This window comes from Brevibacillus sp. HB1.1 (assembly GCF_013332445.1).
In the GTDB taxonomy this organism is placed as follows: domain Bacteria; phylum Bacillota; class Bacilli; order Brevibacillales; family Brevibacillaceae; genus Brevibacillus; species Brevibacillus porteri.
In genome coordinates this window covers 284,976-305,574 of sequence record NZ_JABMIV010000004.1, presented here as the reverse complement: position 1 = coordinate 305,574, position 20,599 = coordinate 284,976, and the positions used below count along the sequence as shown (strand labels likewise).

General features: G+C 49.5%; 20 protein-coding genes and 2 riboswitches. Of the genes, 14 read left to right on the top strand and 6 right to left on the bottom strand.

Annotated features, from left to right (window positions below; translation table 11 throughout):
* Positions 1-22: 22 nt before the first annotated feature.
* Both HPY27_RS13950 and HPY27_RS13945 read right to left on the bottom strand, forming a co-directional pair.
* Positions 23-1,339 carry a D-arabinono-1,4-lactone oxidase gene (locus tag HPY27_RS13950; RefSeq protein ID WP_174225256.1) on the bottom strand — a complete coding sequence of 439 codons (1,317 nt, stop codon included), beginning with the start codon at positions 1,337-1,339 and terminating at the stop codon, positions 23-25.
* Positions 1,327-2,514, bottom strand: coding sequence for an amino acid deaminase/aldolase (locus HPY27_RS13945; protein WP_017252484.1), 1,188 nt, complete (start codon positions 2,512-2,514; stop codon positions 1,327-1,329). Before HPY27_RS13945 ends, HPY27_RS13950 begins: the two co-directional genes overlap by 13 nt.
* A 289-nt stretch (positions 2,515-2,803) precedes the next feature.
* A riboswitch (purine riboswitch) is annotated at positions 2,804-2,903 on the top strand.
* Between the two features lie 52 nt (positions 2,904-2,955).
* Here HPY27_RS13945 and HPY27_RS13940 point away from each other — a divergent pair.
* The 3 genes from HPY27_RS13940 (at position 2,956) to HPY27_RS13930 (ending at position 5,158) form a co-directional block, all read left to right on the top strand.
* A complete protein-coding gene (locus HPY27_RS13940; RefSeq protein ID WP_017252483.1) occupies positions 2,956-4,389 on the top strand; it encodes an NAD(P)/FAD-dependent oxidoreductase in 1,434 nt (477 codons plus the stop codon).
* Between the two features lie 183 nt (positions 4,390-4,572).
* Positions 4,573-4,908 (top strand): hypothetical protein, encoded by a 336-nt coding sequence (locus HPY27_RS13935; RefSeq protein ID WP_017252482.1) that lies wholly within the window; start codon positions 4,573-4,575, stop codon positions 4,906-4,908.
* Positions 4,883-5,158 carry a hypothetical protein gene (locus tag HPY27_RS13930; RefSeq protein WP_017252481.1) on the top strand — a complete coding sequence of 92 codons (276 nt, stop codon included), beginning with the start codon at positions 4,883-4,885 and terminating at the stop codon, positions 5,156-5,158. Before HPY27_RS13935 ends, HPY27_RS13930 begins: the two co-directional genes overlap by 26 nt.
* Positions 5,159-5,208: 50 nt before the next feature.
* On the opposite strand, the gene HPY27_RS13925 is transcribed toward HPY27_RS13930, so the two are convergent.
* Both HPY27_RS13925 and HPY27_RS13920 read right to left on the bottom strand, forming a co-directional pair.
* A complete protein-coding gene (locus tag HPY27_RS13925; RefSeq protein WP_007720039.1) occupies positions 5,209-5,622 on the bottom strand; it encodes a MarR family winged helix-turn-helix transcriptional regulator in 414 nt (137 codons plus the stop codon).
* Between the two features lie 201 nt (positions 5,623-5,823).
* Positions 5,824-6,441, bottom strand: a complete 618-nt coding sequence (locus tag HPY27_RS13920; RefSeq protein ID WP_017252478.1) for a DUF3298 and DUF4163 domain-containing protein — start codon at positions 6,439-6,441, stop codon at positions 5,824-5,826.
* 155 nt (positions 6,442-6,596) lie between these two features.
* Here HPY27_RS13920 and HPY27_RS13915 point away from each other — a divergent pair, with 155 nt between their 5' ends.
* From HPY27_RS13915 to HPY27_RS13885, 7 genes are all read left to right on the top strand, one after another.
* The gene (locus tag HPY27_RS13915; protein ID WP_017252477.1) at positions 6,597-8,072 is read left to right on the top strand and encodes a methyl-accepting chemotaxis protein; all 1,476 of its coding nucleotides are present in this window, start codon (positions 6,597-6,599) and stop codon (positions 8,070-8,072) included.
* A gap of 136 nt (positions 8,073-8,208) precedes the next feature.
* Positions 8,209-8,331, top strand: a riboswitch (SAM riboswitch).
* Between the two features lie 202 nt (positions 8,332-8,533).
* The gene (locus tag HPY27_RS13910; RefSeq protein ID WP_017252476.1) at positions 8,534-9,562 is read left to right on the top strand and encodes a BMP family lipoprotein; all 1,029 of its coding nucleotides are present in this window, start codon (positions 8,534-8,536) and stop codon (positions 9,560-9,562) included.
* Between the two features lie 138 nt (positions 9,563-9,700).
* Complete coding sequence (locus tag HPY27_RS13905; RefSeq protein WP_174225255.1) at positions 9,701-11,230, top strand: ABC transporter ATP-binding protein; 1,530 nt, start codon at positions 9,701-9,703, stop codon at positions 11,228-11,230.
* Complete coding sequence (locus tag HPY27_RS13900; RefSeq protein ID WP_017252474.1) at positions 11,205-12,275, top strand: ABC transporter permease; 1,071 nt, start codon at positions 11,205-11,207, stop codon at positions 12,273-12,275. Before HPY27_RS13905 ends, HPY27_RS13900 begins: the two co-directional genes overlap by 26 nt.
* Positions 12,262-13,176, top strand: a complete 915-nt coding sequence (locus tag HPY27_RS13895) for an ABC transporter permease (protein WP_017252473.1) — start codon at positions 12,262-12,264, stop codon at positions 13,174-13,176. The genes HPY27_RS13900 and HPY27_RS13895 overlap by 14 nt, the downstream gene beginning before the upstream one ends.
* Positions 13,177-13,217: 41 nt before the next feature.
* Complete coding sequence (locus tag HPY27_RS13890; protein ID WP_173623282.1) at positions 13,218-13,883, top strand: sulfite oxidase-like oxidoreductase; 666 nt, start codon at positions 13,218-13,220, stop codon at positions 13,881-13,883.
* A 1-nt stretch (position 13,884) separates the two neighbouring features.
* Positions 13,885-14,610, top strand: coding sequence for a nucleoside phosphorylase (locus tag HPY27_RS13885; RefSeq protein ID WP_017252471.1), 726 nt, complete (start codon positions 13,885-13,887; stop codon positions 14,608-14,610).
* Between the two features lie 309 nt (positions 14,611-14,919).
* Here the strand turns inward: HPY27_RS13885 and HPY27_RS13880 are convergent, their stop codons facing one another.
* Positions 14,920-15,264, bottom strand: a complete 345-nt coding sequence (locus tag HPY27_RS13880; RefSeq protein ID WP_069851171.1) for an ArsR/SmtB family transcription factor — start codon at positions 15,262-15,264, stop codon at positions 14,920-14,922.
* Between the two features lie 24 nt (positions 15,265-15,288).
* On the bottom strand, positions 15,289-17,013 hold the full coding sequence (locus HPY27_RS13875; protein ID WP_174225254.1) for a SulP family inorganic anion transporter: 1,725 nt from the start codon (positions 17,011-17,013) through the stop codon (positions 15,289-15,291).
* A gap of 296 nt (positions 17,014-17,309) precedes the next feature.
* Here HPY27_RS13875 and HPY27_RS13870 point away from each other — a divergent pair, with 296 nt between their 5' ends.
* The 4 genes from HPY27_RS13870 to HPY27_RS13855 are packed head-to-tail and all read left to right on the top strand — an operon-like array spanning position 17,310 to position 20,579.
* Entirely contained in the window at positions 17,310-17,909 is a 600-nt protein-coding gene (locus HPY27_RS13870) for a glycerol-3-phosphate responsive antiterminator (protein WP_017252468.1), read from the top strand.
* Positions 17,887-18,549: an HAD family hydrolase gene (locus tag HPY27_RS13865; protein ID WP_173623285.1), complete on the top strand. Its 663-nt coding sequence runs from the start codon at positions 17,887-17,889 to the stop codon at positions 18,547-18,549. The genes HPY27_RS13870 and HPY27_RS13865 overlap by 23 nt, the downstream gene beginning before the upstream one ends.
* Before the next feature lie 6 nt (positions 18,550-18,555).
* Positions 18,556-19,623, top strand: a complete 1,068-nt coding sequence (locus HPY27_RS13860; RefSeq protein WP_173623286.1) for an ABC transporter ATP-binding protein — start codon at positions 18,556-18,558, stop codon at positions 19,621-19,623.
* Positions 19,623-20,579 (top strand): carbohydrate ABC transporter permease, encoded by a 957-nt coding sequence (locus tag HPY27_RS13855; protein ID WP_017252465.1) that lies wholly within the window; start codon positions 19,623-19,625, stop codon positions 20,577-20,579. The genes HPY27_RS13860 and HPY27_RS13855 overlap by 1 nt, the downstream gene beginning before the upstream one ends.
* Positions 20,580-20,599: the final 20 nt, after the last annotated feature.

Below are 20,599 nucleotides of genomic sequence, written 5' to 3'. Positions count from 1 at the left end.
TTTTGTGGCGTAAGGATGGTCTTCAGGAGATGTCGAACAGCTCGGCTAGATACGGGTTCACGAACAAGCCATCAGGGTCGAGCTCAGAGCGAATGGCGAGGAAATCGGGCAAGCGCGGATAGACCTGATGGAGCTGTTCGGCGGTCATGCTGTGCATTTTTCCCCAGTGTGGACGTCCGCCATATCGGGCGAAAATCTCCTCCATCCGGGTAAAGTATGCTTCGTACGGCATGCCCTTGTACATGTGGACGGCAATGAAGGCACTATCCCTTTCGTAAGCGGGACTGAGCCAGATGTCGTCCTTTTTGACGTACCGACATTCCAGCGGAAAATGAACGGCAAAGCCCTCCTGCTCAATCGCCTGACGCAGCTCCAGTATGGCATCGCCCATATGCTCAGCGGGTAGGCAGTATTCCATTTCGTAAAAACGAACAAGGCGAGGAGTGGCGAAAAGCTGATGGCTGTAGCCGCTCTCGTGGACAGAGGGAACGCTTTGGGCGGACAGCCTGCTGACGCTTTTGGTGAGAGAAGGGCGCAATCGGCAGCTCTCGGACAAGAGCCAAAACAGCCCATTTTCCACCACCATTTTTTTCAAATAGCTCCATCGTTGATTGCCGCTGGGGGGATCGTTGGTCTCGTTCATGAATTTTACCTGAACGGTATCCGAATACGGGAAGATAAAAAATTCGAAATGCCGATGCTCGGTTTTAAACGTCTCCAGAGAGGACAGGCACTCCTCTAGTTGCATGCGACGGCTTTGGTAGCGCAGGCGATAGGCTGGGAGGACACGCAGCTTGACGCGTACGATGATGCCCAAGAGACCAAGAGAGACTTGCATGGCTTTGAACAGCTCCGGCCGGGATTGCTCAGATACTTCCAAGACTTCGCCGGAGGCGGTCACGACTGTCAGCCCGACGACTTGCGTGGAGATGCTGCCAAAATAAATGCCTGTGCCATGCGTTCCGGTGCTGACGGCCCCTGCAATGGACTGGGCGTTAATGTCTCCGAGGTTTTCTTGGGAGTAGCCCGCTTGATGCAGGAGGTGTCCGAGTGTCTTGAGCTTGGTGCCTGCCCAGACTTCAACGGTATCAGAGGCAGGATCTACACTGACGATTCCTTGGAGATGATCCAGGGATAGCAAGCAATCTTCTGTCTGGACGAGCCGCGTGAAGGAATGGCCGGAGCCGACGACTCGAATCCGTGTACCTGCCTTTTGGCAAGCAAGGACATGCTGTACGACCTCATCTACGGACTCTGGCATCGCGATTTGCTTTGGCTGGCTTTGTACATTTCCTGTCCAATTGGTCCAGTGATTCGCGTGCTTCTTTACAGTGAGCATAATCCATCCCCCCGATAGGTGGTCACTTCCTCGATGATTTTCCCGCCAGAGATGCAATACAGCCGGGTAAAACGTTCGCAGAGCTCTCCTGCTTTAGCATGGCGGAAAAAGATCGGGTCTCCCAACTCCAGCGTTTCCATGCCTTGATAGTGGATCGGTGTCTGTACTTCACCTGCTCCTTCGTTGGGGAACAGCTTTGCTCCCGTTGGCAAGTAAGGCTTGGGGAGTCTGTCACGCCCAGCAGAACCAGAGGCGATGTAGCCTCCGCCGGCACATGTGTAGATATGCTCTGTGGGCTTGCGGATAATCTCCAGAGCAAATCCGGCAGCAGGATGAAACCGAAAATCTTGAAAGTAGTCAAAGAGCCCAGGCGAAAAAAATCCGGAGCCTGCTGTCACCTCTGTAACAGCGTCTTCTTTCCCGGTCAAGTGCAAGCTGCCCGTTCCTCCACCGTTTACGAAGCGCAGAGAAATGCCTAGCTCGCGAATGGCATGCACCAGTGTGGCACGTCGAGCAGCCACTTCTTTCACGGAATATTGCTTGAGGAGACGAATGATGCTGTTTTTCAGGAATTGACGAGGGTATCGATCACCTACGCCAGCAATTTGAGCTTCGTACCCCATGACACCATCTAGGTAGAGATGATCGGAGGAAGCAACGCGCTTGGCAAGGGAGAGGGACGCCTCGAGAGAGCGAAGAGGAGAGCGCCAGACGCCGAAATGCAGCCCCAACACATCAGACGACATGTCGATATCGAGACAGACCGGCAGTTTGGTTCCTGTTTCCCGGGCGATTTGTTCGAGCTGTTCGACATGAGGGAGAGAGTCGATCATCAAAGTAATGGAGCGTCCATTTTTAATCTCAGAGGCGATGGACAAAAGCCAGCTTTTTTCCCAGAGGGGATAGCCAAGTAGCAGGTCATCGAAGCCTGCCTCGCACAGGTGAAGCACCTCAGGAGCGGAATAGCACATGAGACCACGAAAGCAATCGTCCAACTGCAATATATGTTTGAGAATGGCAACGCTTCGGATCGACTTGCTCGCGATTCGAACGGGTTTTCCATTGCTTTGCAAACTGATTTGCTCCGCATTTTCCTCCAGCAGATCTAGGTCGACGAAAGCGAACGGCTTGGGAACACCGGCAAAGGCAGACTGATAATAGCGATAATCCCGCATGTACTGGCCTCATCCTTTTTTGGAAAAATAATGATCAAAAAATATTTCTTAAAATTCTTTCTATTCTATTCGTTTGTGATTGATTCCTTCCTGATCAGATGAGCGTCATGTATAGAAATAACGAATGTTCGTTTTTAAACGTTCGGATTTTGGTGTGTTAGCGGATTGTAAAGGCATGTTTACGATAAAAATAACTTTAAAAGACGAATAAATAGGCTGTTTTCGGTTGACTTGATTCACCTTATAAGCTACTATACATATTGTTGTGAAGAACAACACAGGCTTGACGAATGAAATAGTGATTTGTATTCGTATATCCTCAGAAATATGGTTTGAGGGTCTCTACAGGGAACCGTAAATTCCCGGCTACGAATAGGGCAGGTTTGGTATACCCTATTCGTCGGCCGGGAATTTTTTGCATTTTTTTGGGGAGGGAACGAAATGAACAAGTATGATGTGATCGTTGTAGGAGCAGGACCAGCAGGGATTTTTACATGCTACGAGGTAATGCGAAAAGCACCGAATGCCAAGGTGCTGTTGATTGATAAAGGGCATGACATCTATAGCAGACGCTGTCCGATCTTGGAGGAAAAGATCAAGCTCTGCCCGCCGCCAGCAGGAAAAAAAGAATTCGCAGGCTGTTTGCCGGCCTGTTCGATTACCAGTGGTTTTGGTGGAGCAGGCGCCTATAGCGATGGAAAATTTAACATCACCACCGAATTTGGCGGTTGGATGACAGACTATCTCAGCCCTTCCACTGTACTTGGGCTGATCAAATACGTAGATGAAATCAATTTGGAGCATGGGGCTACCCACTCGATTACGGACCCGACCACAGAGACGATCAAGAGCATCGAGCAGCGCGGCTATGCAGCAGGACTCAAGCTGTTGCGAGCACAGGTACGTCACTTGGGAACGGAGCAAAACCTGGAGATTCTCCAGTCGATCTTCGAGCATTTGAAAAAGCATGTCGACATGATGTTCAAGACGGAGGTCGAGGACATCATTACGGTGAAAGAAGCAGACGGACATCAGGTAAAAGGTGTCGTCTTGAAAAACGGCCAAGAGTATGAAGCTGATTACGTGGTAATCGGACCAGGACGTGATGGCTCCGCTTGGTTGACGGATATCCTGAAAAAGCGTCGCCTGAAAATGTACAACAATCAAGTCGACGTAGGCGTACGTGTGGAGACGTCCGATGTCGTCATGCGCGAAATCAATGAACACTTGTACGAAGGAAAATTCATTTTCAATACATCTGTCGGAACGCGTGTACGGACGTTTTGCAGCAATCCATCCGGTCACGTAGTCGTGGAAAACCATAGTGGAGTGATGGCAGCAAACGGGCACTCTTACAAAGACCCAGCGCTGGGCTCGATGAATACGAACTTTGCGCTCTTGGTATCGCATACGTTTACAGAGCCGTTTGATAAGCCGAATGAGTACGCGAGAGAAATTTGCAAGCGAGCGAATGATCTGTCAAACGGTGGGGTCATCGTGCAAAAGTACGGCGATATTTTGCGCGGTCGCCGTTCCACAGAGTCGCGTATTAAGGAAGGCTTCCTGGAGCCTACTCTGAAGGAAGCGGTACCGGGTGATTTGGGACTCGTGTTGCCTTACAACACGATGAAAAGTTTGATCGAGATGGTGGAAGCTCTGGACAAGGTAACACCGGGAATTGCCTCCGAGCACACATTGTTCTACGGAGTGGAAGCAAAATTCTACTCGGCACGTCCGAAACTGACGGAGGAATTCGAAACAGAAATCAAGGGATTGTTCTGTGGCGGGGATGGTGCCGGAATTACACGTGGTCTGGCACAGGCCGGAGCTGCTGGGGTCTGGATGGCTCGCAATATCGCGAAACGCATGCAATAACGAATACGATCAGAACAAATAGGCTTCTTGCTGGGCACGAGTGTGCTTGGTGGGGAGCCTTTTTGCATGACAGAACAACATCAGGAAAGTGATGGTCCCGATGTCACGAGGAACTAGGCAGAAGCGTATTGTATAGAAGGGCCAATAATCAAACCACGACCTTTTGTTGGCATGGAGGTATCTATGTTTTTTTGTGATGAGAATGACGATACCGCTGTAATAGCACTTTGGATCATTTCGATTGGCTTTGTCATACTCGCCATCGATAAAACAACCAGATTAAGTCAAAAGCCTGCCTGCGACAAGGAGAAGTTGATGCAGCCGCTCATTCAATTGAACAAGCAAATCAATGGGAAGAATAAGAATGGCAATGACAATGATGAAGATATGCAATTCAAACGAATTGAACAGCAAATTGCTCAATTACGAGACAGTATACAAGATATAAAGAAGAATTTACAGGAGGAACCATCCAAAAACGGAGGGAAGAAGAATGATCGAAAAAAATCTGGCGAATGAGCTGGTAGCAGTAGGCGGGTGGATCGCAGTTTTGGGTGCCTTCCTAGCTGCTATAGGCTCGACTGGACAGGTGGAACCAGACCAGGATACTTCTACAGCGAAAGAGGCAAATGACAAAGAATCAAATGATTTGAAAAAACAAGTACTGCAACAGAAAAAACAATTGCAAAAGCAACAGATACAGCTTGAACTGATTCAATTGGAACAAGAGCTCAACACCATCATCCATAGCACAAGGAAAAATGGCTAACAAAAAATGACTTCACCAAACTGCTTTTGGGAGAAGTCATTTTTTACTTGCTACAATGGCTGCAAATTATCGTTCATTTTCTTCAGTACGCGGTTAAAGATAGCGAGTTCTGCTTCGTCAAGGCCGCGGAGTGCCAGTTCCTCTTGCTCTTTGGCAGCTTCCAGCCATTCCGGGAACCGTTCGACTGCTTGCGGAGACAAGGACACATAGCGCTCACGCTTGTCATCACCCTCTGAGCGAATAATCCAGCCCATCTCTTCCAATCGGGTGAGTGTCCGGGTAATCGTTGGCGCTTCCACATTCAGGTAGTTACTCAATTGAACCTGGGTGAGCGATTCACGGTAATGCAAGCAAAGGATAATCCCCCATTGCGAACTGTATAATCCCATGGGAGACATAGTCCCATTTAACGATTTACTGAATATTCTTGCGGTTTGGCTAATTCGATGACCATAATATTGCATGAATATATACCTCCAGGAAAGCTGGTTCGATATATCGTACACTTTATTGCTTAAGTAAATATGTACAATAACATACTAGCAGTTTCGTACATATAAGTAAACGTTTATTCGATGGCGAAATAATGGATTTTCTGACACAAATAGAATCAGGCGAGTGTCATGGAAGAAGACACTCACCTGGCTGAAAAATATGGTGATACATTAATCTGCGGACAAGATACTCAACGGTCCTTTTTCATTGATGAGCGGCTCCAGTTCATAAACCGAAATGGGGAACATGGGGAAACCGACGTAGTAAGGCGTAATTTCGTACAACTGGAAGTAGATGACCAGTGCTTTGTCGGCTAGGTAATAATCTTGATCGGGCTTAATCGAAGTAAAGCCATTGAGTGTGGGGATGCTTCTTTCTTTGATTTGACGCTTGATGTTTTCAGAAATCACCTTGACGTAATCGCTTCCTGGCTTGAATAATTCACGCAGCGTATACAGCTTGCCTGTTTGGATATCTGCGGTGATTGACCCGAGAAAGGTCATGCCGTGAGCCATTTGCGGTGTGTAGGCGTAGTTGCTCAACACGACACTGAAAATGCCGCGTTCGTTTGTCTTGATTTCGTAGCTTCCTTGCATTTCTGTATTTCCCGGTACCTGGACCCGTTGCTGCTCGTGAATTAAGCCTTGAACCGTTTGATAAATCGCCCGGTTGATATCTTTTTCCGCTTGCTGGTTGGCTAGGCCTGCCAATTGCGGGTAGTAAATGGTGGTGTTCGGACGGCTAATTGTCCGTGTCAGCACGGTAGCTGGCAATTGATTGAGTTCCACTTTTCTCCGTTTGCCTCCTGTACGTGTGAGTTGTGTAATAGCCTATTCGAAATTGTTTTTGGCTGTTCTCACTTTTTTCACAAATTTGGCAAAGGTTTGGCTATATAATGGGGAAAGAATCCGATACATAAGTAAAAAGGAAAAGGGGGGCAATTATGATTCAATTGATTCGCAATACCTTGACTGACAAAGAAGGCTTTATGATTTTCATCCTATGGAATCATTTGTGGATGGCGGGACTCATTGCCTACCAAGTGGATGTGAACTTCTGGAAAGTGACGTCCTTGGGATTGCTGGTCACTTTAATTGTTTCGCCGTATTATTTCATTCGCAGAGATAGTCATGTCATTCGTTATCTGGTAGCAATCGGACTTATGTTTTATGCTATTTCCTTCGATCACTTTACCGATTACCAGGAGGTTACCTTCCTCGCCTTTATCGTCATGGGCTTTTTGGCAGCCTATTTGGACTGGAAGCTGGTAGTTACAGCGGGAATTGCCCAAATCATCGTTACGATTGTTGGATTTTATACGGGAACCTACGAGATTTTCGAAGGTGATTTTTCGGAGCTCAATTTGCTTATGCGTATTGTCACGATTCTCATGATGATGGGAGCCGTCACGTATCTATGTCTCGCCGGACAAGCCTCCTTGCGAAAAGCTGATGACGCAAGGCAGGAAGCGGAAGAGAAGGAGCGCCGTCTGGGAGAAATGCTTTTGAACATCCAGCAAATGACGGAACAGCTGGATCGTACAAGCGATCATGTGCATGAGCATGCGGAAGGTACGAAGCGCAATACAGATGAAATGATGGTGGCCTTTAAGGAAGTCGCTACAGGTATGGAATCGCAGGCGAATTCTACGGTGAAAATCGAAGAAGAGGTTCAATCCATCGACCAGGAAATCGAGGCAGTCACAACACAGACCAACGCAATGAAAACGGAATCGCAACAAAACAACCGTCGTCTGATAGAAAGCGTTCAGATGATGAACGAGCTGTCCTCGCAGATGGAGCAAATCGTGCAGGCAGTCAATGTAGCAGCCTCCACGATTCACCAGCTCAATCGGCAGGCGAACCGTGTAGAGGAAATTGTTGGCGCTATTAATCAGATCGCGACACAAACGAATCTCTTGGCGCTGAATGCGGCGATTGAATCGGCGCGTGCAGGCGAACATGGACGGGGATTTGCTGTTGTAGCGGACGAGGTACGCAAGCTGGCAGAACAAAGCGCGACAGCTACGCAGGAAATTACCGACATTCTGAAATCACTCCACCAGGAAAGTGAGAATGCGGTGCAGCATATGAGCAATGGGGAAACGTCTGTTGCAAAAGGCCAAGAACTGGCCGTGAAAACAGTGGCCTCCATCGAAGCAGTGCGTGCCGGGATGATGGCCTTCCTGCAAGCAGCTGATCAAGTAAGCTCCAGCATGGACCGGGTAAAAGTGCGTTCCGGAGAAGTTGCCATCGAGATGTCGACCATTACAGCCGTAACCGAGGAATCGGTAGCCAACTTAGAAGAGCTGTTTGCGACAGCAGAAAACCAGCATCAAAAAGTACGTGAGATTACGGAAGAGCTGGGCGAGCTGAATACGTTGTCTCATCGTCTCCAGCAAACCTTTCACGTGAAATAGGTTGTTTCTCGATGCTGAAAAGACGACTTTTTAAACTTTTATTCACTTTTAGAAGTGTTTGGAATTGAGAAAAAAGAATTGCATTTTCGAACCGTTCTGCTAGAATGAATTCCATTGTAACTAAATATATTCAGCTACCTTATCAAGAGCGGCGGAGGGACTGGCCCGATGATGCCCGGCAACCACTGATCATGTCTATGCATGAACAGAAAGGTGCCAATTCCTGCAAAACCTGTACCATGGTTTTGACAGATGAGGAAGAGAACGGCTACGTACGCAAACTCTTCCTCCGGGAAGAGTTTTTTTTGTTGTATTTGTAAAAGGGGAGGGGTAAATAAACGAACGATAAATTAATTTTATAAGAGAATATTCGTAAATAGTATTGAAAAAATGGGTAAAAAGCCGTACATTACCTAATAGGATAAAGAAAAACGTAAAGTTCGGATAGGGAGAGATACATCATGAAGAAGTTATTGCTGGCTTTAACGACATTCGCAGTATTGGCAACAGGGTGCTCGACTGGCACAAGCGTACCGGCAGATCAGCCAGGAGGACAAGCAGCAGGACAAGAGGGCGCGGACAAAAAGCGAATTGCCTTGATTTTGCCCGAGAAAATTGGTGTGAACCCGTTCTTTCAACAAATGGATGAGGGTGCAAAGAAAGCCGCACAAGAGCTGGGCGCAGAAGTGAAAACGATTGAATCTACGGACCATGGAGCGATTGAAGAGAATCTGCGCGTGGCTGTTGCAGAAAATTATGATTTGATCATCACTTCTTCCTTTACATCAGAGGATGCATTGAAAAAAGTAGCAACCGAAAATCCTGACCGTAATTTTGCGATTATTGATACCGTAGTGGATTTGCCAAACGTTCGCAGTGTTACCTTCCGCGAGCAGGAAGCGGCTTACCTGGTGGGAGCAGCAGCAGGTCTGGCAACGAAAACGAACAAAGTAGGTATGGTTGTCGCTCTCGATATTCCACAGTTGAAAAAATGGACAGTCGGCTTCGAAGAGGGCTTGAAAGCGACGAATCCAAAGGCAGAACTGATGGTCAACTATGTAGGAAGCTTCACTGACCCGGCAAAAGCGAAGGAATTGGCTTTGCTCCAAGCTTCCAAAGGCGCTGACTTCATTAACGGTGCAGCAGCTGTAGGCGACCTCGGCGTTTTCGAAGCGGCGAAGGAAAAAGGCTTCTTCACAGCAGGTCAGGACGTTGACCGTACGACGATCGATCCAGAGCATATCGTTCTGTCCCAATTGAAAGGGACCGACGCGGCAGCTTATGAAACCGTGAAGAACTTTGTAGAAGGAACGTTCAAACCAGGTGTTGTTGCGTACGGCTTGAAAGAAAAAGGTGTTGGCGTAACCTATGTCACGCACGAAAGCAAAACGCCTCTGAACGCTTTTATTGGACAAGAAGTCGTGGATAAAGTGAAAGCGATCAGTGATGAGATAGTAGCAGGCACCCGCCAAGTACCAGACAAGTTCTAATAAGGTAGTTCGGTGCTGAAAAGCTAACTTTTTGAACAATTATTTAAAGCTTGTGCACAGTGATGGATGTGACCGACTACGGCTGTGTAGTCGGTCTTCCATTTTCATAAAAGGACGTACAGAAATGAGGGAGTGGGAATGACCGATCGCTTGGAAATGAGGGCCATGACCAAGAAGTACGGAGATTTTACCGCCAACGACAAGGTGTCGTTCTCACTGGCAGCAGGAGAAGTCCACGCGATTGTCGGGGAAAATGGAGCGGGCAAAACGACACTGATGCGGATGCTGTACGGGATGGAGCAGCCGACGTCGGGAGAGATCGTGTTAAACGGAAAGCCAGTTGTTTTTCGCGGACCAGAGGACGCGATTCGAAATGGAATCGGGATGGTTCACCAGCACTTTATGCTCTTCGGAGAATTTAGTGTGACTGAAAATATCGTGATCGGCTACGAGCCGAAACAAGCGGGTTTTTTCAAAAGAAATGACGCGGAGGACAAGGTGCGTGCGCTTAGTGAGCAGTATCGCATTCCGATTCATCCGCAGACCAAGGTAGCGAATTGCTCGATTGGGGAACAGCAACGGGTCGAAATTCTTAAGGTCCTGTATCAAGGAGCGGATATTATCGTGCTGGACGAGCCTACCGCTGTACTTACTCCGCTGGAGGTACGCGACCTGCTGCAAACGATTCGAAACCTGGCAGAGAGTGGCAAGAGCGTCATTTTGATTACACATAAGTTGCAGGAAGTCATGGAGGTAGCCGATCGTATTACGGTACTGCGCGGAGGCAAAGTGACGGGAACGGTTTTGCGGAATGAGACAAATGCGGATGATTTGGCAAGATTGATGGTTGGACGTGAATTACAGGAGCTAGCTGAGCGAGTTCCTCTGGATAAAGGCCCCTTGTTGCAGGTGGAGAATCTCACGGTTCGAGAAAAGCAGACATTGCTCGATCAAGTCAGCTTTACCGTGCATCACGGCGAAATCGTAGGAATTGCAGGTGTTTCCGGGAATGGTCAATCCGAGCTGCTGCAAGCGATCAGTGGTTTGCGTGCGGCACAGGAGGGTACGGTGCGGTTAGGCGGCAAAGATGTGACGAATAAATCAGTAGTCACCATTCGGGATGCCGGTTTGGCTCATATTCCGGAGGATCGTTACCTGTGGGGAACGGCCAAACTCTCAAGTGTCGAGGAAAATGCGTTGATGGGCTATCAGCGAAAGCCTGCTTACAACCGCCGAGGCGTCGTTTTGCGGGAGAAATTCCGCCAAGTCGTAAAAGGCTGGGTTGAGCAGTTTGCCATCAAAACTGGCTCTCGACAATTGCAGGAGCTGGCAGGGAATCTGTCAGGTGGAAATTTGCAAAAGCTGATCGTAGCAAGGGAGCTGGGACATGAAACCCCGTTTTTGATTGCGGCTGAGCCTACGCGAGGGGTGGATATCGGTGCCATGGAGTACATCCATCAGGCGCTGATTGAAAAGCGCAATCAGGGAGACGGGATCTTGCTCGTCTCCTCCGAGTTGTCCGAAATTCTCGCCTTGTCTGACAGGGTTTTGGTCATGTATAAAGGGCGAATCGCTGGAGAGCTTTCACGCCTGGAGGCAACCGAAGAAAAAATCAGCGTGATCATGGCGGGGGGAAGCATTCATGGCAGCAATCAAAGAGCTATCTAAGTCATTGGTTCAGCCGTTCTTGGCTGTCGTCATCGGTTTGTTGACCGGGGCGCTGGTCATTGCTGCAGTTGGCGAATCGATCTTGGGCACCTACCAGGAAATGTGGAAAGGGGCCTTTGGTAGTTTTTATTTCTTTACGTCTACATTAGCGAGAGCCACGCCTATCATGCTGATTGCCTTGGGTCTTTCCCTCGCATTTCGGGCAGGAGTATTCAATCTTGGGGCGGAAGGGCAAATGGTGCTGGGTGCCGTCAGTGCTGCGTTAGTTGCGATCTACTTGCCAGCACCGGGAATGATCAAAATTGTGGCGGGTATTTTCGCAGGGATGGCAGTCGGTGGGTTCTGGGCGTTGTTGCCAGGCTTTATGGAAGCCCGCTTTCGTATTCCGTTGCTCATCTCTACGTTGCTTTTCAACTATATCGCGGTATTGTTTGCGAGCTATCTCGTGACAGAGCCATTCCGGGATCGCTCGGGTTCTGCGGCACTGGCACAGACCGTCATGCTGGAGAAAAGCGCTTGGCTTCCGAAGCTGTTTGCCGGGATGAGCGTGCATGCAGGGTTTTTGTTTGCGATCGTTGCAGCGCTGCTGTTGTTCTGGGTACTTCGTTTTACGCCTTTTGGCTATGAAGTGAAGATGCTGGGTCAAAACTCGCTGTTTGCTCAATACGGAGGAATTAATCGCATTCGGGTGATGCTGACCGGGATGTTTGCCAGTGGTGGACTGGCTGGCTTGGCGGGAACCGTAGAGGTAATGGGGGCGCACTATCGTTTTGTTGACGGTGCCCTGACCGTACCAGGATTCGCCTGGACGGGGCTGATGGCCGCTCTGCTTGCGAACTCGCATCCGCTTGGCATCATTGTGACTTCGATCCTGCTTGCTGCTTTTCAGACAGGAGCCATGGGTGTAGAGCGCAATACGGATGTGCCGCTGGAGCTGGCAAGTGTTATACAAGCCGTATTGATATTGTTCATCTCCGCCAAGTTCAGCTACGACTGGTGGAAAAAGCGGAAGGCAAAAGGAGGGGAATCGCATGGAGCTCTTTGATTGGTCCCTCCTCAGTTCTACCATTCGGATGGTCACGCCGATCTTGTTGGCAGCTTTGGGTGGAGCGCTCTGCGCACGTGTCGGAATTTTTAATGTTGGCTTGGAGGGATTGGTACTGGTCGGTGCCTTTTCCGCGATCGTCGGCAATCATTTTACCGGGAATCTCTTTCTGGCCGTTTTGATTGCAGCGCTGGTCAGCATTGTCTTTTCTCTCTTATTCGCGTACATGACGATCAAGCTTAGGGCGAATGAAATCGTCGTCGGTGTGGCGATTAACTTTCTCGCGCTGGGGTTGACGACATTTGCACTGCGGGCGATCTTCGGTGTCAAAGGGGCGTTTTACGATAAGGATATGGTTGGCTTGCCAACCGTCGAGATTCCTTTTATTCACGATATTCCAGTCATCGGAGGCATTGTCTCTGGTCATTCGCCGCTCGTGTATTTTGCGTTTTTGGCTGCCATTCTGTTGTATGTGTTCTTTTATCGGACGGTTACGGGCTTCCGCGTCCTCGCAGTTGGTCTGAATCCCGTTGCGGCACGCAGTCTCGGTCTGAAAGTGACGGGACTTCAGATGCTGGCGATTGTGATGAGTGGCGCATTGTGCGGGATTGCAGGGGCACAGCTTTCACTGGGGCAAGTCACGATGTTTACAGAAGGAATGACGGCTGGCCGGGGCTTTATCGCATTGGTAGCGATGATGATGGGGCAGTCGCATCCACTCGGTATTTTGGCTTCGAGCTTTTTGTTCGGGTTGATGGATGCCCTTAGTATTCGGTTGCAGGGCTTTTCGCTTCCGACCCAGTTCACTGCCATGCTGCCATACGTGCTGACGATTGTGGCGATGTTCTTCTTGAAAAACAAGAGTCAGATCGGCAGCGACAATCAGCAGAGCACCCGTTAAACACAGGTCATATAGACAGCGAAGACAAGGGGAAATGCGATATGAACAAGGCAGATCGGATCAAAAAAATGAAAGTACCCGCCCCAGTGGGACCGGGACTCGCCAGACGACTTCCGCCAGGACAAATCCTGACAGAGCGGTTTCCCATTTTGCATGAGGGAGACGTGCCGGTGTATGACATGAACGAATGGACACTGCGTGTTTTCGGTGAGGTAGACCGGGAAGTGACGCTCTCCTACGAAGAGATCATGGCGATGCCACAGGTGACAGTGACGAGCGACATTCACTGCGTGACACGCTGGTCCCGTTTTGACAATGCATTTACAGGCGTGCGTTTTCGTGATTTTTTGCAAGCAATTGGCGTGACTCCGCGAGCGAACTTCGTCATGCTGCACGGTGATCACGACTATACCGCCAATGTGCCGCTCGCGGATCTGGAGCGTGATGATGTGCTGCTGGCTCACTCCTTTGATGGAGAGCGACTGACGGACAAGCACGGTTGGCCGCTTCGCCTGGTTGTTCCTCATCTGTATTTCTGGAAAAGTGTGAAGTGGATCAGAGGGATTGAATTTATGACCGAAAACAAGCCCGGCTTTTGGGAGCAAAATGGTTTTCACTTGATCGCAGACCCGTTTCGTGAAGAGCGGTTCTCCGGTGAAGCATTGCCGATCCCAGAGGATGAGTGGGAGAAAAAGGAGTTCGATTGAGATGTTGACGAATCTAAAGGTAGATCCAGAACAACTGCCAAAGCGCGTCATCGTGTGCGGAGATCCAAAACGTGCAGCCTTGATTGCTTCGAAACTCGACGATCAGCGTCAAATCGGGGAAAACCGTGAATATCACAGCTATGCGGGTACGTGGAAAGGCGTTAAGGTAGCGGTAGTGAGCCATGGGGTAGGTGCACCGGGAGCGGCCGTATGCTTCGAGGAGCTGGCGAAGGGCGGCGTTCAGGTCATCATTCGTGTAGGAACTGCCGGGTCATATCAAAAAGAAATCGAGACAGGCAGCCTCGTCATCAGCTCCGCAGCGGTTCGCCAAGATGGCTTGACCAGTCAGTTGGTTCCTGTGGGATTCCCGGCTGTTGCCAATCGCCATGTCGTGGACGCGCTTGTACAAGCAGCAGGAGCAAACGCATCAGACTTGAAGGTATTCGAAGGAATCACGCTGACACTCGATGTCTTTTACAGTGGGGTATTGGAGTTCCCGCACAAGCTGTACCAAAAAGCTGGCGTTTTGGCAGTCGAGATGGAAAACACCGCCCTCTTCGTGATTGCGGCTCTCCGTGGTATGAAGGCAGGCTCTATTTTGGCGATTGACGGGTATGCAGATGCAGACCTGATCGAATCCTATAACCCGCACACCGATGTGATGGCAAAAGCCATTGAAGCAGAAGCGTTGATCGCATTGGATGCAGTCATTGCCGTTTCCCAGTAAACATAGGAAGGCCCAGGACGTTTTAAAGGTCCTGGGCTTTTTTGTAATAGCGGTTAAGTTTTAAAAGACATCGATGAACCAACAAAGCTGGCGAGAAGAAAAAGCACAGGGCTCGTAGACCTTGACAACGCCAACCCAGTCGGAACTGCAAAAAGGGGACCACGCTTGTCGAACACTTCTTCCTTGAGAAGCTTCCGCCCGTAGGGTGGCTTTGGCTCGACGGTCCCCTTTTTGCAGTGTAGAAGGCCAGTGAATCCCCCTTGCGGGCGTGTCAGAGTCGAAGAGAACTATGCTTTTTCTTCTCCTCCCCTATGTTGACTCAAGCGATGATTCCTCGTTAAAACGATCCAGCATAGAGATCGTATCAATCAGGTGATTGTTAAAAATTTGTCTGGCCACACTCAATAGCTCGATGATCATCGGATCACGCAGCGAGTAGGTGACTTTGTTTCCGTCCTTCGTTCCGTACACGATATTGTTGTTCCGCAAAATGGCGAGCTGTTGGGAAACAGCGGAGCCTTCACTCCCGATGAGTGTCTGAAGCTCGTTTACATTCTTATCTCCTTCCGCCAGCAGCTCCAGAATCCGAATCCGCAGGGGATGACCCAATGCCTTGAAAAAATTCGCTTTAAATTGTTGTAGTTCCAAATTCAATGATAGGTTCCTCCGATCGTAACATCATGTGGAAGTTTCAGTAGGAGCGGATAGACGCGTGCATTCGCGGAAGGCAAAATGCTTGCATCCGAGGCACTTCCCAGTATCCAGTAAACTGAGGGCATACGTGATCGCGTCTCCAGTATGAGCAAAAAAGTGAGCTTCGCCTACGAGGCCATATAGCCCCGTACGCTGCAAGATTTTCTTGGGGCCAGATTGGATTCCGGAAATAAGGACTGTTGTCCCTTGGTCCATACATTGTTTCACAATCCGCGACAATTTCGCTTCCCCGGTCATGTCCATCAGGGGGACTTTTCCCATCCGCAGCAGCAATACCTTTGGTTGTCGTTGAAGGGTTTGCGTGAGGGAGCTTTCAAACAAGTCGGCATCCCCGAAAAACAGAGGACCCTCAATCGTGTAGATGCTGATTTGCGGGCAATCGTGCCCATCGGTAACCATATGCGGCATGACTTTGTCGTGCTTGGACGAGGGATCAGGCAGTACCTGAGCTACCCGCAAGCTATCGCGTGTTCGTTTGACAAATAACAGGATAGACAGCACCAACCCCACTTCAATAGCGACGGTTAAATTGGTGAAAACGGTCAAAAGGAAGGTGAGCACCAGCACAAGAGAATCGCTCGTCTTCGCTTTTAGCATGTGGGCAAATTCCTTGCGCTCACTCATATTCCAGGCAACCAGCATCAAGATCGGCGCCATACTCGCCAACGGAATGTGCGAGGCGTAAGGGGCGAACAGCACCAGGATGAGCAAAACGACCAGACCATGAATGATGCCAGACATGGGGGAGGTTGCCCCGGTTCGAATGTTGGTGGCTGTTCTCGCAATCGCGCCAGTAGCCGGAATTCCCCCAAATAACGGAGTCACGATGTTGGCAATTCCTTGGCCGATTAATTCCCGGTTGCTGTTGTGGCGACTGCGTGTCATCCCATCGGCGACGACAGCAGACAATAAAGACTCTATCGCTCCTAGTATAGCAATGATCAAGGCAGGACTCAGTAACTTTTGGACACGTTCCCATGTGATTTCAGGAAAATGAAAGCCGGGTAATGTACTCGGTATCTCTCCAAAGGTAGAGCCAATTGTCGCTACCTTTCCTTCCAAAAAGAGGACGGAAACGACACTGGAGACTACGAGTCCGACGAGAGAGGCCGGTATGCTACGGAAGAATCGGGGAGTCACCAAAATAAGGGCGAGACTCAAAATAGCGATGGCTACGCTGTATACATGAATCGTGTTTAGATGAAGGACGATTTCCCCCATGTTGGACAAAAAATCCTCGTGTCTTTGCAGTTGTTCCAGGCCGAGAAAGTTGGCAATTTGACCAGAGAAGATGATAACAGCAATCCCCGAAGTGAATCCGATGATGACGGGTCGCGGAATGAATTTGATCAGCCCTCCCAGCCGTAGAGCCCCCATGAGAACAAGGAGAATTCCTGCCATGAATCCAGCGAGGAGCAAGTCTGCATAACCGTATTGCATGACGATTGCAAATAATATCGGGATAAAAGCGCCCGTAGGTCCCCCGATTTGATAGCGGGAACCGCCAAAGAGAGAAATCAATATTCCGGCGATAATGGTCGTGTAAATCCCGTACTCAGGCTTTACTCCGGAGGCGATAGCAAATGCCATCCCCAATGGTATCGCGATAATGCCGACGATTAAGCCTGATACACAGTCTTTTCGAAAGGAAACGAGATCGTAGCCTTCGAATCTTGGTGCCCACTTCATGATTGCAACCCTTCTTTTCGTATTTTCGAATATTTGATTATTTGAATATAGATGGATCATACATCCGCTCTTCCGTTCCGTCAATTCCATCCTTACAGGAACTTTTCCGTTTATTAACATTTGCTTCAAGATTCCTTAACGCTCGTACAGTACCATTCAAAGTAACAAGTGAACAATCCCTTCGGTTGGAGCCATGGAGAAACCCCCGACAGCCTTTCCAAGCACTTTCATCGAGAGTTCTTTGGCATTGTCATGTCGCAGGGTTTTTTGTCTTGGGCATAAGGAGGCTTAAGCGAGTGAACCAGGAACAATTTCATGCAAGACTGGCAAAGTACAAGCTGATCGCTTCCGTAAAAGAAGCGAAGCACCTGGAAAAAGCGGCAGAGGCAAATTTGAGTGCTGCGGTACTCTCGATTGGTAACATTGGTGTGATCAAAGGCTACGTGGATTATTTTAAGTCGAAAAATATCCCTGTATTTCTTCATTTGGAGCGGATCGGCGGAATCAGTCATGACCGGGAAGGAATCGCATTTCTGGCGCATTACGTCAAGCCAGACGGGATCGTCACTACGCGCAACACACTGGTCAAGCTGGCGAAAAAGCAAGGCCTGCTGACGATTCAGCGATTGTTTTTGGTCGATAGCGACTCGATTAAATCAGGCCTAACCTCCCTGCAAGATACACAGCCTGACGCCGTTGAGCTGATGCCTGCTTTGCTGCCGGAGTTTATCGAAGAATTTCGAAGTGTTATCGATACCCCAATCATTTCTGGCGGGCTGATTCGCAAGCGGGAACAGATGGAGGAAGTATTAAAGCATGGGGCGACAGCTGTTTCAGTCGGAAGTCCCCTGCTGTGGAAGGAGTGTGTGAACCTTGATTCAAGCGTTGTTATTTGATTTGGACGGGACTTTGCTAGACAGTCGGGATGCGGTCGTGGATGCCGTTGCTTTTACGGCTGAGCAGTACGCACCGGGACATTTTAGCAGGGAAGAGCTGCTCGCGCGTTTTGGCGAATCGTTTGATGATTTTTTGGCGGCAGTTGCTACAGCAGCAGGCGTACCTGACAAAAAGGAAGTGCTGCAGAGATACTTCGCCTATGTACGGGAGCATCATGAAGAACACGTCAAACTGTTTCCGTTTGTTCGCGAAGGGTTGGAAAAGCTGAAGGCGGCGGGCTTCACGATGGCGATCGTCACGAACAAGCAACGGGAGTTTACATTGGCTGGTCTGGAGATGGCGGGGATTGAGCATCTGTTTGAGGCAATCGTCACGGTCGATGATGTATCACGAGGCAAGCCGTCGGCTGAGCCTGTACAAAAAGCACTGGTGGCACTGGACAAACGTCCCGAGCAAGCCATGATGATCGGTGACAGTCGCTATGATGTACTGGCTGCGGTAGGAGCGGGTGTGCAGTCTGTCGTTTTGGAGTGGTACGGACAAGAGAACTGGCTCTACGCTTTTCCGGATTACCGCTACGCTAATTTCGAGGCATTTGTTACGGAAATGCTGGCCGCAAAGGCACAAGGAGGGAAATAAAAACAAATGGCACGTGTGGTGTTGGAGCAGGTAACGAAAGCCTTTCAGAATCAAAGCGTGGTCAAAGGATTGGATTTGGTCATTCCAGACGGCTCCTTTACGGTTCTGGTAGGTCCGTCCGGCTGTGGGAAATCAACCACACTCAGGATGATCGCTGGCTTGGAAACAGTGACGGACGGCAAAATCATGATCGGTGATCAAACGGTGAACCAATTGCCACCTGGCAAGCGTGATATTGCGATGGTTTTTCAAAATTACGCTCTCTACCCAACAATGAACGTGTATGACAATATCGCTTATGGGTTGAGAAACCGCGGAATATCGAAAAAGGAATGCCAGGTGCTGGTAGAGGAGATCGCGGAAATCGTCGGGCTAACCGATTACCTCAAGCGCAAGCCTTCTCAGCTCTCCGGTGGTCAACGGCAACGTGTTGCACTCGCGCGGGCCATGGTGAAAAAGCCAAAGGTCTTCCTGATGGACGAACCGCTCTCCAATCTCGATGCGAAGCTGCGGAATCAGATGCGTGTGGAATTGACGAGCCTGCACAAGCAGCTCGGTAGCACTTTCATCTACGTGACACATGATCAGGTAGAAGCGATGACCATGGGCGATCAGATCGTTGTCATGAATGACGGACACATTATGCAAGTAGCGGCCCCGATGAATTTGTATCAGGAGCCGGAAAATCTGTTTGTCGCCCAATTTATCGGCTCTCCGCCGATGAACATTGTTTCTGCGGAGGGCAAGAGTGAGCACGTATGGGGATTCCGCCCGGAAAAAGCAGTGTTGTTGCCTACTGCTGTCTCTGCCATCACGAGCGAAGAGATGTGGAACGCACGAGGTCAGGTCGTATCCAGAGAAATTCTCGGCTCAGATACGCTCCTTCATGTAGAGACGGAAAAAGGCAGGGTCATCGTCAAAGCGGACTCGGAGGTAGCGATGCAGGTCGGCTCCTCGGTCACGGTCACTGTACCGTGGGAGTACATATATGTGTTCGAAAAAGGGAGCGGAAAACGAGTGGGGCGCATGAGTGGACGAGAGCCTGTATCGACACGTGCAGGAGGGGATAGCTGATGCGAAAAGCGGCAACTGTACAGGAGTTGCCGGGTGTAAGCCAGTCGAAAACAGAAGTGCGTCCGTCGGCATTTGCCTGGTCTGAGCTCGCATCCCGACTGCGTCCGTACTTGTATCTGGCACCCGCATTGATTTGCTTTGTCCTGTTCTTCTTTTACCCGATTGGCTCGATCATTTATTTGAGCTTTCAGGACTGGTCCTTGATCAATTTGGAGCAAATGGAATGGGTAGGCTTGCAAAACTATCAGGACTTGATGGTAGACGGAGATTTTCATCAAGTATTGGGAAATACCGCGGTCTTTACCATTGCGACAGTGGGGATCGGCCTGACGCTATCCTTCCTGCTCGCGCTATGGCTGAACAAAAAGGCAAAGGTGTACGGCATTATTCAGGCGACTGTCTTCAGTCCTCACATCATTTCCCTGGTATCCGTCTCGATGCTGTGGATGTGGCTGATGGACCCACAGTTTGGTCTATTGAACGCAGGACTGGAAGCGGTCGGATTGCCTGCGTATACGTGGCTGACTGACCCGAAAAGCTCCTTGCTGTCACTGATTATCGTCAGCATTTGGAAAGGTGTCGGCTATAACACGCTCATTTTCATCGCAGGTTTGCAAAGCATACCGGGCGATATATACGAGGCAGCAGCGCTCGATCAATCGCCATGGTGGCGGACGCTGAGACGGATTACCATACCGATGCTGTCGCCGACGATTTTCTTTTTGCTCATTATCAATACGATCTCATCCTTTCAAGCATTTGACACGATTGCCATTATGACGCAGGGTGGTCCCATCAATAGTACGAACATGCTTGTCTACTACATTTACGAGCAGGGAATGGACTTCTACAATGGTGGGATTGCTTCGGCTGCCTCTGTCATTTTGCTGATACTGGTAGGGATTTTAACAGCTTTGCATTTCCTAGTGATGTCCAAGCGCGTACATTATCGCTGATGAACTCGTGAGAAAGGAGG

Excerpts from the sequence above, each read along its gene's own strand:
- HPY27_RS13950 (WP_174225256.1), bottom strand. The coding sequence starts at position 1,339 with ATGCTCACTGTAAAGAAGCACGCGAATCACTGGACCAATTGGACAGGA.
- HPY27_RS13945 (WP_017252484.1), bottom strand. The coding sequence starts at position 2,514 with ATGCGGGATTATCGCTATTATCAGTCTGCCTTTGCCGGTGTTCCCAAG.
- HPY27_RS13940 (WP_017252483.1), top strand. The coding sequence starts at position 2,956 with ATGAACAAGTATGATGTGATCGTTGTAGGAGCAGGACCAGCAGGGATT.
- HPY27_RS13935 (WP_017252482.1), top strand. The coding sequence starts at position 4,573 with ATGTTTTTTTGTGATGAGAATGACGATACCGCTGTAATAGCACTTTGG.
- HPY27_RS13930 (WP_017252481.1), top strand. The coding sequence starts at position 4,883 with ATGATCGAAAAAAATCTGGCGAATGAGCTGGTAGCAGTAGGCGGGTGG.
- HPY27_RS13925 (WP_007720039.1), bottom strand. The coding sequence starts at position 5,622 with ATGCAATATTATGGTCATCGAATTAGCCAAACCGCAAGAATATTCAGT.
- HPY27_RS13915 (WP_017252477.1), top strand. The coding sequence starts at position 6,597 with ATGATTCAATTGATTCGCAATACCTTGACTGACAAAGAAGGCTTTATG.
- HPY27_RS13910 (WP_017252476.1), top strand. The coding sequence starts at position 8,534 with ATGAAGAAGTTATTGCTGGCTTTAACGACATTCGCAGTATTGGCAACA.
- HPY27_RS13905 (WP_174225255.1), top strand. The coding sequence starts at position 9,701 with ATGACCGATCGCTTGGAAATGAGGGCCATGACCAAGAAGTACGGAGAT.
- HPY27_RS13900 (WP_017252474.1), top strand. The coding sequence starts at position 11,205 with ATGGCAGCAATCAAAGAGCTATCTAAGTCATTGGTTCAGCCGTTCTTG.
- HPY27_RS13895 (WP_017252473.1), top strand. The coding sequence starts at position 12,262 with ATGGAGCTCTTTGATTGGTCCCTCCTCAGTTCTACCATTCGGATGGTC.
- HPY27_RS13890 (WP_173623282.1), top strand. The coding sequence starts at position 13,218 with ATGAACAAGGCAGATCGGATCAAAAAAATGAAAGTACCCGCCCCAGTG.
- HPY27_RS13885 (WP_017252471.1), top strand. The coding sequence starts at position 13,885 with ATGTTGACGAATCTAAAGGTAGATCCAGAACAACTGCCAAAGCGCGTC.
- HPY27_RS13875 (WP_174225254.1), bottom strand. The coding sequence starts at position 17,013 with ATGAAGTGGGCACCAAGATTCGAAGGCTACGATCTCGTTTCCTTTCGA.
- HPY27_RS13860 (WP_173623286.1), top strand. The coding sequence starts at position 18,556 with ATGGCACGTGTGGTGTTGGAGCAGGTAACGAAAGCCTTTCAGAATCAA.
- HPY27_RS13855 (WP_017252465.1), top strand. The coding sequence starts at position 19,623 with ATGCGAAAAGCGGCAACTGTACAGGAGTTGCCGGGTGTAAGCCAGTCG.